Below are 12,533 nucleotides of genomic sequence, written 5' to 3' on the forward strand. Positions count from 1 at the left end.
ATTTCCTTCTTTTACACAATCTAAACAGATCTAGACTTAACTCAGATAGTGGAATTAATTAACATGTTTCAATTCTGTGAAATAAGGAATTGTAGAAGTAACAAAACGTGAGAGGATGATAAAAACATGGTACGTACAATATTAATGATTATTGGTGCAATTGTAGTAATAGGTGCTGTCCTTTCATTTGTATTTTAATAAAAGGTTGTCGCAATTATACATCAAAAAGAAGCTGTCCCAAGTGGTTGGGGCAGCTTTTGTTTATTTACGACCGTGTTAGATATTCTCCCTTTTTTAACACAGGAGGATCGAGTGTGATGGTTTCTGGGTATTTGATGCCTTGTCCTGTGTTTAGGATAACCACCGTTTCTTCTTCCCCTATCCATGCCTTCTGCTTCAGCTCTCGAGCAGCAGCAAAGGCAGCGGCACCCTCTGGGCAGATAAAGGCTCCTTCTAGTTCTCCAACTCTTTGGAGTTCCTTCAGCATGGTTTCATCATCAATCGCGATGGCACAACCATTTGTTTTGTAGATTGCATCTAGCACAAGGAAGTCTCCAAGTGCTTTTGGTACATTAATTCCAAAGGCTTGTGTTGTTGAGTTCTCCCAAAATTCGGAGGACGTCTTTTTATCCTGCCAAGCTTGTACAATTGGTGCGCAACCTGTAGCTTGTACCGCCACTAATCTTGGAAGATTGCCTTCAACCCAACCCATTTCCTTTAGTTCCAGTAAGGCCTTATAAATGCCGATCAAACCAACTCCGCCACCAGTTGGGTATAAGATCACGTTTGGCATCGACCAATTCATCTGCTCAGCAAGCTCAAGCCCCATTGTTTTTTTGCCTTCTATCCGGTAAGGTTCTTTTAATGTAGATGCATCGTACAATCCATAATCCGCTACAGCTTGAGCGACAACCTTACCCGCATCACTAATTAGTCCATCAATTAAATGAAGATTTGCACCTGCTACCACACATTCTCTACGTGTAATCTCCGGTGCATCAACTGGCATGACAATTGTTGCTTTTATATCAGCACGAGCTGCATAAAGGGACCAGGCTGCTCCAAGCATTCCCATTGGTCGGCATCGCAATTTCTTTGATACCTAACTCCTTGGCTTTTGAGATTCCAACAGCTGCTCCTCTGGCTTTAAAGGAACCGCTTGGCACCATGCCCTCATCCTTCATATATAAATGAAACAAACCCATCTCTTTCCCAAGCTTTGTCATGGGTACCAGTGGTGTCATGCCTTCTCCAAGACTAACAACATGTGCCGTCTCTTCAACCGGTAATAACTCATGATACCTCCATAACGTGTTTTCTCGATCTGTAAAAACACTTGGGTCGAGCTCTTGTGATAATGTCTCTAAATCATATCTCACTAATAAAGGAGATCCACACTCACACAGATGGTGCACCTCATCTTTGTGATAAGTTAGATCACATTTTGGACATTCTAGATGTGAAACATAGCTGTATCTCATGCCTAATCCTCCCTCAATACTCGTCTACTTTCCCCTTCAAAAAAAAGCTGTACCAGTCACAAGGACACTAGGTACAGCAATGAACTCAAAATGATTCTATTAATCTTGTTGATCTTTGAGATCACTAATATCATCATTTAGTTTATCAATTTCATCCTTCTTCTCATCATCGTCTAAATCATCATCATCTTCAACCTTTTTAATGTCTTTCTCTTTAATTCGGATCTTCAGACCTATGTCTTCTAGTTCATTCGACTTTTTCCATGCTTCATCCAGGTTATCTTCTTGGTAATAACTCTCAGCCGAAAGCTTTTGCGCTCGCTCGCTATCACTCAATTCCCCATTTGCAAGTTCATGGACTCGTTCAAATTGACGATCATTCCATGCTTGCTCAAGCTGAACATATGGTGACTTAGACTCAATGGTCATAAGTGTCTCTCTAGCAGCATCAGAATTGAGTGCCACAAGTCTTGATGCTGTATCAGCTGCATACGCTCCATCTAAGCTTGCTGCTTTGACCACCACTTCTGGATTATCATGACCAATATACAATCGTTTTAATGATTCCTTATCTTGATCAGTAAGATCTCCCATCGATTCGAAGGCTTCGATCGCTTGGTCCCGTTCACCAACTCCCAATAGGCGATACGCTTCTAAGCTTTGATCTTGAGAACTCACCGTTGTCTGCAGTTCTTCTTTCTCCGTTTCGAGTGCTGCCACTTCATCACTTGATTGTGCAGTTACCTGACTCACTTGTGAGCTCGCTCGATCGGCCAAGACACTATAGGTTAAGATAACGCCAATTAGAAGGCCGGCCACAATCGAACCAATTAATGTCATATAGCTTTTCTTCGCCGGCTTTTTAGGAGCTTCTTGAGTCTTTGCTTGAGCCTGCTGTGGAGCTTGGGGTGCTTGTTGGTAAACTGGTGTAGCTGGCTGAATTGGTGCCTCTTGTTGTACCAGTGCTTCTGGTTCTGGCTTTTTCACTGGTACAGGTGCTGGATAGATTTCCGCTAACGCAGCCTCTAACTCATCAAGTGATTTTGCTGCAAAAAGTGCACCAGTTAAGCCTTCATCCGATTGAAGCTCACCCAATCCTCTTTCGATCAAATCTTCAAAGGTGTGAGTCGTAAAAAGTGAGATAATTAAGCATTTTAAACGATACACAAATACTTTGCTTTCGTGTTGCTCTGGTGGCAGGACAGCACGTATGCCTCGATGAGCAAATTTGACATCCCCACTCTCATCCGCATAAATATTTACAGGATCCACATATGTAGTGAATTGACTACCTTCAATCCGGCGAATCCGAAGAATATTCTTGGCTATCTCTTGTTTTTGCTCCTGACTTAACCCAGTCCAACTACTTAAACCTTTATACCCTTTAGGTAAATGATAACGGATCGTTAAGATCTCTTCTTCAATGCCATATGAAGAACACTCTAGAAAAATTTCATCTGCACGGCTTAGCTCTTCCAGCTGTTCCTCCGCTTGTACACGAGTTTCTTTAACCGGTAGTTCCACCAAAATCTCTTCTATTCCTTCGATTATTGTACCTTTAGGTAATGAATGACGAGCCACCTTGATCCCTCCTACCATTGTGTTTTTAAAATTGGTCGATAAAAATATAGAGTATAACAGCAAGTAAAAAGACGGATGAAGCAATATAGGATGTAATCAACCAGCCTTTTTTAGCTTGCCTCTCCATTTGTCTAACCAGCTGTGATTTAGCCTTTTCCAATCGCTGTTTTAAATCTTGTGCTGATTGAATTCGTTTCTCTGGTTCATGCCTGGACAAGCTGGTGAATGATTTTAGCAACGTCTCTGCTTAAGCCCTTTCGAAACGTTCGAAGAGGCTTTTGAGTGATGTACACAAACTTCCCACCTGATAAGAAAAAGTACATTAAGGAACCAAGTGAAAATAAATCAGTTCTTGTATCAGATTGCCGTTTCTCAAACTGCTCTGGTGCTGCAAAACCAACCGTACCAATTTGCAACGTATCCTTTACTTTGTGCACGTCATACCGTCGTGCAATACCAAAATCAATCAGCTTAAGCCTTCCATCCTTCGTCAGCATCAGATTACCCGGCTTTAGATCACGATAAATGATCGCAGGCTTTTGTGCATGAAGATATTCAAGGATCTCAGTCAATTGAATAGCTAGATCAAGCACAAACAGCTGTGAAAAAGGTTTGGTACGATTCTCAAACAGCTTGGAGTAAGGACTCGCCATCTATATACTCTTGAACAAGATAGACATAGCGTTTATCATTTGAGTAAAAAAAGTCTGCAATCTGCGGCAGGTTTTCATGCTGTAATTCACTCAGCACTCGTCCCTCTGATGACAATCTGCGTGCCATTTTTTTGTCCATATCCGCTATTTTTACTGCCCATTGCTTGGACTCATCCTGCAAATCTGCAGCTAGGTACACAATGGCCATACCGCCTGAGCCAATATGCCGTATGATTTTGTATCTCTCGCGTAAAATCTCTCCAGCTTCTAGATGAATATCATGTTTTGCCATGTCCTCACCTAGCTTTCTTTCGCTTCAGAAAAGGAGAGAGCCAAGAAGTAAGAGACCGTTCCTCCACAAAAGGAGCTTGTGAGTCAACAGGCATATGACGGACCAGCAGCACCGTGATATTATCGTACGCACCTGAATAATTAGCTAATTTTACAAGGTAGTCGGACATCGATTGTAGATCGGTATATTCATTTTCCAGACCACGTAGAGTTTGAGTCATCTCCTCATCTGAAAATAAGGAATAAAACCCATCACTACAAAGTAGAAACAAATCACTCGCTTGATACACACCAAGCTGCTCATTTACTTTTATGCCCTTCTCAATGCCCAAACACTGTGTTAACACATTACGTTTATGATGAGTTCTGGCCTGTTCCCTGGTTAGCAGCCCTCTTTTAATCTGCTGCTCTACCCATGAATGGTCCTCCGTCAGCTGAATCAAATCCGATTCGCTTTCAAGAGATTCCGTATCCTGTTCCTTTAAATCAAGTGGTTGATTTTGCCTAAAGTAGTTTTGTAATCCCGATTGGTTGCCTGTTAGCTGATAAATTCTGCTGTCACCAATATGTGCTACGGCATATTGACCTTGAAACATAAACAGTATCGATAGCGTGGTTCCATTTTTAGAACCATTCGCTAACAGTTTTTGATCAATCGTTTCAAGTAATGGTTCAACCTCACTCATGAGTTGCTGTAGGGGTTGCTCACTTCGCATCGTGCGTTTTATGCGCTTATCCCACCACTGCTCAAGTACTCTTTTGGCTAGCTGACTAGCCGCCGCCCCATTCTCTGATCCACCCATACCATCAGCCACAGCAATCATCAACACCTGCCGCCTTTGATCATCCTCAAACACACGCCAAATATAGGCATCTTCATTTTCTATTTTTACCGGACCAGTGTCCGTAGACAGACCTATCTGCCAATTGGGTTGTGCGTCCATAGATGTCTACTCCCACTTAAATTCATACGTCGCTTTTCCAATTTGAATCTTGTCACCAACCTCAAGTGAGTGGAGCTTATAAGGAACCAAAACCTGATCATTCACTTTGGTGCCATTTTTTGATCCTAGGTCTTTGACACTGTAGCTATTTTCAATCCGAACAAACTCTATATGCATCCGAGAAACACCCGTACTCTGCTCCACATATTGGGAGGAGTCAGAATTACGTCCAATCACAAAGTTGCTCTCAGATATCGTCAGTTCCTCAGGACCGTTTTCACGCTCAATGTGTAAGGTTGGCCACGTCATCACTTCTTCTACAGCTTGTTCCTCCTCCTCTTCAAGTAAAACCGTATCATCTGATAATAAGCTCGTATCCACACCATAAGATGGCTCTGCAGGAACACTTGGAGCTGGCTCAGGAGCTACCGCAGTAGCTGTCTGCGTAACAGGAGTTGCTGCAACCGGACTAGCCTGTGGTTCTGGCATAGAAACAGGCTGATTCATTACCGGCGTAGGTGTTGATGGCGTTTGATACACACCCTGGTTATAGCTTGGTGATTGATTATAACTTGTGTAGCCACCATTAACAGATTGTTGCTGATTCAAATCGCGACCGGCTGCCACTTCCTTTTTCGGTTGTTCTTCTTTTGCACCCGTTGCTTTCTTATAGAAAAAGCATAGAAAGATTACAGCAGCGATAATAACTACTGTTAATGCGATACTTGAAAGGAACGCCACTCCGCCATAATTAAAGCCTAATAGCTGCCAAACAATCACAATTCCAAGGAGTCCAAAAACCGCTGTATAGAGTTTGTTTTTACCAGTCAATACCTGTTCCTTTTTCCCAGTACTAGCTGGCTTTTTAGCTTTCTCTTTTTTCGGTTTCTTTGACTTTGGCTCAGCAGACTGGTCTGATGACTTTTGTTGCGAGTTAGCATATTGATTCGTTCCAGATTGTTGCGAGTAGGAAGGTGAGTATGATTGCTGCTGTTGCTCTTGCTGGATAGATGGTTGACCTGAATGTTGGTCTTGCTGCTGAGTATAGCCTTGTGCAAAACCAGCTTGAGGGCGGAGTTGTTGTTGCCGTAATAGTAACTCCTTTAAACCAGCGAAACTAAAAGAAACATCCTCTGTATACGAAGCCAGATGATTAAACTCCGTTCCTTGAAGACCATTTACCTTTTTACCTACACGAAGTAGTAATGACTTTAACTCCTCGGTTGCTGTATGCTCCTTCTCAAGCTCTTGAACAGGCAGATACGTGACGTAGAGATGCTGAAGGTTCTTTCCAATATAAATGTAGTCCTCTTGCAAGACATATTGATGCTCATTCAGCATGTACAATTTACTTTGTTCAAGCGTATTAATGATTGATAAAAATAAGTGATAAAATTCATGAGACGTCAATGATTTCTGTTCTAAGTATTCGGAAAGTGGTTGTTTCGCCGTCACATCAAAATAAAGACGAACATTAAAATCAACTTCTTCCACAGATAAGGGCAGAAGATTCGGAATCTGATTCGACTGCATCATCTTTAATTGAAGCGGAATTAAATCATCACCCTGCAGACGACGTTCCCCTTTTTCCCCAACAATCATATGACGACCATTCTTTTGCTGAAACTCATACTGTAATCCATAAATGGAATGACCCATTCGTTCTCCTCCTCTTTCCATAGACCCATAATTTAAGCAAACACTAAAAAGTAATAAGCAGTGAACACAGCCGGCGCCACCGCATACATAAACGGAATACGTGTACTACGATTCACCTTATAATCCTCTAGATGAGACAAATCCTTAGATGTAATGGAACCAATTAATGCGAATAGCCCCCCAGTCATTCGACTAAGGAAGGTTCTCGTAAATAGTAAAATAATGATGCCAATAACGCCCCCGAATACAATCGAATACATCATGAGATGAAGCACTACCTCCGTCCCAGCAATAGCCCCAAACGCAGCGAACAACTTCACATCACCAGCACTTAACACACGAAACACATATAATAGAAGAAAAATACCAGTAGCCACTAAAAATCCAATGCCAGAGAAGATCAACCCATCGATGCCACCAGAAATCAGATGATACACCAACCCAAACGCCACGCCACTTACCGTCAACCAGTTCGGCAACTTGTGATAACGAATATCTGTATAAAGAGCAACCAACATCAAAACCACTAAGACATAATCATGAAATTGCAACAAACGCCTTTTCCCCTCCTTCCATCCACAAATGCAATGAATACTCTTGATTTTCAAATATATTCATAGTATTTCCTGTATTTCTCATTCCCTCTTTCCAAAAACCTAATCCTATTGGACGAGAATTTTTTAATGACGAATGACACGGCTTAGCTTAATTAACAAGAATGTATAAAGCTTGTTTGTTCAGATATGAAGTGTCATCGGGAAAGAGAGTTTTCTATTCTATTTCGCTTTTTTCAAAAGTAAATCGAATATGATTTTTTGCGGCACCTGACGCTACTAGGCCTCCAGTTATTCGTAGATAGTTTTCTTGATTTTCATATGCTTCGTATATTACTTGGCCAGTCAATTCTTCACCTGGAGCTAATGTTCCTTCAATATTATCTAAACTGTCAAAGTACTGAGAGTCATCCGGGAATCCCGACACCTCCAGATCATCAGTAAACTCCATTACCCCAATTGAATCTCAGCGTCTATATCTTCTTCCCCTTCATTTTTCACCGTGTAATTAACCAGTATAAAGTAATCATGTTCTGGCAATTCATCTTCAATTCATCTTCAATTCATCTTCAATGTCATTTAGTATCTCGACTTAATTTACGGTAATTGAATAGGTTCCAATAGTAGTTTCAACCGTTCCAGTGTCCCCAATAGAAAGATCTAGCTTGGTCCTCAAAGCTTCCACTAGCTAGTACACTATCAGATTCATCATCTGTAGCTTCATCCTCTTCACTCGTTTCTTCATTCACTTCGCTGTAGTTCCCTCAGATTCATTACTTTGTAGGTTCGTTTCCTCTGAAGCAGAAGGCTCATCATTATTACATGCAACTAATACTGTAAAAGTAGCTATAGTGAGCGTACTCAGTTTTATCTGTTTCTTCATTTAAATAGATGCCTCCTTGTATAAGTTTAATTGTGAATGTTTTCTATTCTATTTCGCTTTTTTGAAAGGTAAACAGAATATCATTTTTTAATCCTCCTGATGCAATAAGTCCTTGATGAGCACGCACATAAAATTCATCAGCGTCATATATATTGTAAAGAACTTCGCCTTTAGCTTTTTCTCCTGGGTCTAATATGTTATCTTCAAATGATTCCAAACTATCAAATTGACCTGAGACATCTGATTGTCCTGAACCTTCTAACCAGTCCGTAGCCTCTACAGTTCTCATAGACTCCCATACTTCTATAGATTCCTCTCCAACATTCTCGAGTGTATACTCTACTAATAAATATGCTTCGAGCTGTGAACTCTCACCTTCAATTTCTTCTTTGAACTGCACATTATTAAGAGTGACCTTATACATTCCAATTGTTGATTCAATTATAGCTGTATCTCCGATTTCTAAATTCATCTGATCCTCAGCAGAATTTTTCTCATCTTGATTATCCTCTTTGTCCTGCTCAGAACTAATGTCTTCATTATTTTCTTCTTCATTAGTAGAGTTCTCTTGTTCTGTAATCTCTGGTTCATTATCCACGCTGCTTTCTTCTGATTCATTAGCAGTACTTAATTCTGACGCCTGCTTGTCACTACCTCCACACGCTGTGAGAATTCCAATACTCACCAACATACTCGCGCTTATTTTTATGTACTTTTTCACAGTCTCATCTCCCCACCCAGCAAATAAATTTGATCATAATTCTATATTAGTTTTTATTTTCCATTTAAAATCAAAGCCTATCTTTAAACTTCGAGCATTAAGTTCATTGCTTATCTATGATTCGGTGTTTTACTCTATGAACCTACCCAAATTCGTTCATAAGCCTTCTCTTTTAACACAATCGTTTTATTCACAAAAGGCGCTGTAATTTCTAATTCATACGTTGCAATCATACCTAAATAAAGAGAGGTTGTGCTGTTTGGATCAGGCAAATCTGTTATTTCTACTTGAATATTATCCCCACTAAAAAACAAATCTGCATTTGATTCTTTATATTTTGTTTTAACTACTTCAGTAGATGCACTCTCTGCTGCATCTTGAAAATAGGAAGTTGGATCAAAACCAACGGAATCGAATACAAAATTTAATAGTGTTTTAACATCACCTAATTGAACCTTATTGTTTGTATACTCTTCTATTTTGGAGTTGGCTTTAGTCTCTGCTGCCCCTGAAGCTACTGCAATTGGGTAAGCAGAAGTAGCAAAGATCTCCGTTGTTTCACTTACTGCTTGTTTTAAAGCCATATCAGCAACCGAGATGCGTATAATTGTGGCAAGAAAAACAACAAATAATAAAAAGAATGGCATGACCATAGCTGCTTCGAGAGTTAAGCTACCTCGTTCATCACGGATGAAATTTTTAATCATATCTTCACTCCCTTTTTGATTCCAAATCAATACGAATTACGCACCGTACTTCGTATTGATTTAGAAGGGAATCTGTTTAAAACAGATTCCCTAGATCTATTACTCGATTTCGCTTTTTTGGAAAGTAAATCGAATTTGATTCTTAGCTGCCCCAGAGCCTACAAGTCCCTCAGTAACTCTTAGATAGTATTCATCAGCATCATGTGCATTATATAGAGCATCACCAGTTACTTCGTCTCCTGTAGTTAATAAGCCTTCAATTGAATCTAAACCTTCATAGTACTCAGCATTATCAGAGAAACCTGTTCCTTCAAGGAAATCTGTAGCCTCTAAAATATTTATGGCATCTCTTGCATCTACTTCTTCTTCACCAACATTCTTAACAGTAAAATTCACAAATAAGAAAAAGTCTAAATCAGACAATTCGCCATTAACATCTTCCATAATTTCAACATCATTAACTGTAAACTCAAATATTCCACCAAGAGTTTCTACAGTTCCCGTATCACCAATGCCTAGATCAAGTTGGTCATCAAAATTCCCTTCTGCAAAAATGCCATCTGCATCGCCATCTGCATCGCCATCTGCATCGCCATCTGCATCGCCATCTGCATCGCCATCTGCATCGCCATCTGCATCGCCATCTGAATCTGAATCTGAATCCGAATCCGAATCGGCATCATCCATATCATTTTGATCATTATCATTATCATTTTCTTCTACACCGCTAGAGTTATTAGATCCTGTACCTTGTGATTCTGTATTATCCTTGGTATCTTCTGTATTGCAGGCAGCTAACATGCTAGCAACGAATAGACTAGAAATTAATAGTTTAGTTTTTTTCATCTCTCATTCTCCTTAATATGAATATATTGCTTTTTTCCTAATCCTGAATTCATTTCCGTTCATTTGTCCATCTAAGATCCCTGTTTTTCCTAACATATCTGCTACTCCAGGTAGAAACCATAATTCAACACTTGCTTCTACCTCGCCTTCTATATAAGTTGCAGTTTTCGTCAGATCATTTCCTGTTTTTTGGTCAATTCTAGCAAGTGTCCTTTGCATTTTGTTACCATTTGGATGAACAAAAAGAAATAATCTTAAATAATCCCCATATCCAGTCATAAAGTCTCGACCCTTACCAACATCAATAAAATTAATTGGTCTGTCATTCATAATTTCCGCGAAATCTCTCGTCGTTTCAATTAATGCATACGCTGTAGCAAATAACAAAATGAATTTTCCTGATTTCCTTACAAAATCATCTGTAAATGCTTCAATAAAATTCACAGCAAATCTGAAAGCATATAATTCACCTAGCGCCGCACCAACATTTAATTGAGGAGTGGGTTGGCCATAAAGGATATATTCTATTTCTGATTCTGTAGACCCACCAGCTTTTAAACCTCTTGATGTAAACTTATGATGATTAAAGCGCATCATAATGTACTCATTAATATAAGCTCTGTCTCTCCCGTTAATTAAAACATCACCTATTGACCCGAATATTAGATCTACAATGTTCATAGAACTATCTGCTAGATCTTCTTTTGTTTCTGTTTTTAACTCTTTTTGTTCAATTTCGTTCTCTGCAAATTCAATGTATCTACTTTCTCTTTCTTTTAACTGTGCATAATTATTAAAGTCAACAACTAACCCAGTGAATTCCTCAATTTGTTTTTTTGCTTTATTAAATTCAGTTTTAGCTTCATTTTCTTTTGCCTCTACCCCTTCTTCTTCTTTTAATTCGGGAATATTGTTCGTTGCAGTAATGACATCCTCCATGAAATCTTTAGCCTTGATAAAATCTTCAACTTTCCCATCAATTGTTGAGATATGTAGAGCAGACAATAAAGTCTGTTCTAATCTACCACTTTGGATTTCTTGTAATTTTTCCTTTAAAAATTTATCTAAGGCATCTCCACCTCGGTCAGTTAAAGTTAGATAAATAGCAGCGTCAAGCGGTTCCTCTACATTAGTAAAATATTCGTCTTCCAAGATTAACTCCTCTAAAGCCTCAATCGCTCCATTCAAACCTTCTGCAGCACCTGAAGCATCAACAGCTTGATTCTCAGCCATACCTTGAGCTTCTTTGGCATTATTATAATCATCTTTTTCATTATGTTCATTAATTTTTTTAGCTGCTTTTTCATTTAGATCCTTTGCTTCTTTTAATTTCTTCTCAGCTTCTATTAAATGCTTATTTAATGCTTGTAAATCAGTATTTAGCTTTTTAATAACATTCTCTGCTTCTTTTTTAAAAGATTCAATCTGTTCTTTTAGCTTATCTCTTTCTTCTTTTTCTTCATCACTTGCATCTTCATCAAGCTCTTTCTCTAATTCTTTTTTAGCCTCTTCAAAATCCTTTATACTGTTTGCAATACAGCAAGACTATTAGCCTCAGGAAAAAGTCTAGAGCTACTTCCTTCAAAGTTAGTCTCTAAGGTTTTACTTTTTTCTTGTGCTTTTGTTACTTCTTCTCTTACTTTTTCAAGTGCTTCTTCCCGATCATCAATTAACTTTTGAACCTCTGCTGCAACGTCAACGAAGTTAGATGCTTCTTCCATTTCATTAGAGACCGATAAAAAACCTTCAAGAATAGCTGATCCAATTTCTAATGGCGCCTTATATTTCATGTCCTCAAGAATTTGATATTCAAAGGTATCCTTAGAAGCTACCATCATATCTTCGTTAAAGCTTACACTTGCAGAATCATCCACTAGCCGCGTATCAGCAAACCTAAAGTAATCGCCTTCCCCGGTATCTAAATGTTCTCTGACCACTTTTTCAAAAATATCTGCTTCATCGCCTTTAAATCCGAATAACCCATAGCTACCCATCATTGATTTATCAAAGCTAGACATAGTGGATCTCGCTGCAGCTTTTACCGCCTGATCTACCTTACGTTCTGCTGTCATGATTCGAATATAATCAATGAGTACCGCATTAAAAATAAAAAGGAGAAGCGTAATCATGATGGCATAAATAGAGACAGCTCCATTTTCACTGATTATAAATTTATGGAATGCTTTTCTTAGCCACTTTTTCATACTCTTCTC

General features: G+C 39.2%; 13 protein-coding genes and 1 pseudogene. All 14 read right to left on the bottom strand.

All coding sequences use genetic code 11. The annotated features are described in order from the left end of the window. Nucleotides 1-265: 265 nt before the first annotated feature. Nucleotides 266-1,481, bottom strand: a pseudogene (locus NDM98_RS17900) (threonine synthase). A gap of 99 nt (nt 1,482-1,580) precedes the next feature. After that, the gene (locus NDM98_RS17905; RefSeq protein ID WP_251610582.1) at nt 1,581-3,062 is read right to left on the bottom strand and encodes a type VII secretion protein EssB/YukC; all 1,482 of its coding nucleotides are present in this window, start codon (nt 3,060-3,062) and stop codon (nt 1,581-1,583) included. A gap of 203 nt (nt 3,063-3,265) precedes the next feature. Continuing rightward, nucleotides 3,266-3,715, bottom strand: a complete 450-nt coding sequence (locus NDM98_RS17910) for a serine/threonine protein kinase (RefSeq protein WP_251610584.1) — start codon at nt 3,713-3,715, stop codon at nt 3,266-3,268. Then, nucleotides 3,687-4,007: a protein kinase domain-containing protein gene (locus NDM98_RS17915; protein WP_251610586.1), complete on the bottom strand. Its 321-nt coding sequence runs from the start codon at nt 4,005-4,007 to the stop codon at nt 3,687-3,689. The genes NDM98_RS17910 and NDM98_RS17915 overlap by 29 nt, the downstream gene beginning before the upstream one ends. A gap of 4 nt (nt 4,008-4,011) precedes the next feature. Next, nucleotides 4,012-4,950 carry a PP2C family protein-serine/threonine phosphatase gene (locus tag NDM98_RS17920; RefSeq protein WP_251610588.1) on the bottom strand — a complete coding sequence of 313 codons (939 nt, stop codon included), beginning with the start codon at nt 4,948-4,950 and terminating at the stop codon, nt 4,012-4,014. Between the two features lie 6 nt (nt 4,951-4,956). Continuing rightward, complete coding sequence (locus tag NDM98_RS17925; protein ID WP_251610590.1) at nt 4,957-6,609, bottom strand: DUF6382 domain-containing protein; 1,653 nt, start codon at nt 6,607-6,609, stop codon at nt 4,957-4,959. Between the two features lie 32 nt (nt 6,610-6,641). Further along, nucleotides 6,642-7,163: an A24 family peptidase gene (locus tag NDM98_RS17930; protein WP_251610592.1), complete on the bottom strand. Its 522-nt coding sequence runs from the start codon at nt 7,161-7,163 to the stop codon at nt 6,642-6,644. 217 nt (nt 7,164-7,380) lie between these two features. Further along, on the bottom strand, nt 7,381-7,614 hold the full coding sequence (locus NDM98_RS17935; RefSeq protein ID WP_251610594.1) for a hypothetical protein: 234 nt from the start codon (nt 7,612-7,614) through the stop codon (nt 7,381-7,383). 294 nt (nt 7,615-7,908) lie between these two features. After that, on the bottom strand, nt 7,909-8,046 hold the full coding sequence (locus NDM98_RS17940) for a hypothetical protein (RefSeq protein WP_251610596.1): 138 nt from the start codon (nt 8,044-8,046) through the stop codon (nt 7,909-7,911). Between the two features lie 43 nt (nt 8,047-8,089). Further along, nucleotides 8,090-8,767, bottom strand: a complete 678-nt coding sequence (locus tag NDM98_RS17945; RefSeq protein ID WP_251610598.1) for a hypothetical protein — start codon at nt 8,765-8,767, stop codon at nt 8,090-8,092. Between the two features lie 134 nt (nt 8,768-8,901). Continuing rightward, nucleotides 8,902-9,474 (bottom strand): TadE/TadG family type IV pilus assembly protein, encoded by a 573-nt coding sequence (locus NDM98_RS17950; RefSeq protein WP_251610600.1) that lies wholly within the window; start codon nt 9,472-9,474, stop codon nt 8,902-8,904. Between the two features lie 99 nt (nt 9,475-9,573). Next, nucleotides 9,574-10,320: a hypothetical protein gene (locus tag NDM98_RS17955; protein ID WP_251610602.1), complete on the bottom strand. Its 747-nt coding sequence runs from the start codon at nt 10,318-10,320 to the stop codon at nt 9,574-9,576. Nucleotides 10,321-10,332: 12 nt separating this feature from the next. Then, on the bottom strand, nt 10,333-11,553 hold the full coding sequence (locus tag NDM98_RS17960; RefSeq protein ID WP_251610604.1) for a DUF5702 domain-containing protein: 1,221 nt from the start codon (nt 11,551-11,553) through the stop codon (nt 10,333-10,335). Between the two features lie 287 nt (nt 11,554-11,840). Next, nucleotides 11,841-12,524, bottom strand: coding sequence for a TadE/TadG family type IV pilus assembly protein (locus NDM98_RS17965; protein ID WP_251610606.1), 684 nt, complete (start codon nt 12,522-12,524; stop codon nt 11,841-11,843). Between the last annotated feature and the right edge of the window lie 9 nt (nt 12,525-12,533).

The sequence above is a fragment of the Alkalicoccobacillus plakortidis genome, from assembly GCF_023703085.1.
In the GTDB taxonomy this organism is placed as follows: domain Bacteria; phylum Bacillota; class Bacilli; order Bacillales; family Bacillaceae_D; genus Alkalicoccobacillus; species Alkalicoccobacillus plakortidis.

Excerpts from the sequence above, each read along its gene's own strand:
- NDM98_RS17935 (WP_251610594.1), bottom strand. The coding sequence starts at position 7,614 with ATGGAGTTTACTGATGATCTGGAGGTGTCGGGATTCCCGGATGACTCT.
- NDM98_RS17950 (WP_251610600.1), bottom strand. The coding sequence starts at position 9,474 with ATGATTAAAAATTTCATCCGTGATGAACGAGGTAGCTTAACTCTCGAA.
- NDM98_RS17920 (WP_251610588.1), bottom strand. The coding sequence starts at position 4,950 with ATGGACGCACAACCCAATTGGCAGATAGGTCTGTCTACGGACACTGGT.
- NDM98_RS17915 (WP_251610586.1), bottom strand. The coding sequence starts at position 4,007 with ATGGCAAAACATGATATTCATCTAGAAGCTGGAGAGATTTTACGCGAG.
- NDM98_RS17910 (WP_251610584.1), bottom strand. The coding sequence starts at position 3,715 with ATGGCGAGTCCTTACTCCAAGCTGTTTGAGAATCGTACCAAACCTTTT.
- NDM98_RS17925 (WP_251610590.1), bottom strand. The coding sequence starts at position 6,609 with ATGGGTCATTCCATTTATGGATTACAGTATGAGTTTCAGCAAAAGAAT.
- NDM98_RS17940 (WP_251610596.1), bottom strand. The coding sequence starts at position 8,046 with ATGAAGAAACAGATAAAACTGAGTACGCTCACTATAGCTACTTTTACA.
- NDM98_RS17965 (WP_251610606.1), bottom strand. The coding sequence starts at position 12,524 with ATGAAAAAGTGGCTAAGAAAAGCATTCCATAAATTTATAATCAGTGAA.
- NDM98_RS17960 (WP_251610604.1), bottom strand. The coding sequence starts at position 11,553 with ATGGCTGAGAATCAAGCTGTTGATGCTTCAGGTGCTGCAGAAGGTTTG.
- NDM98_RS17955 (WP_251610602.1), bottom strand. The coding sequence starts at position 10,320 with ATGAAAAAAACTAAACTATTAATTTCTAGTCTATTCGTTGCTAGCATG.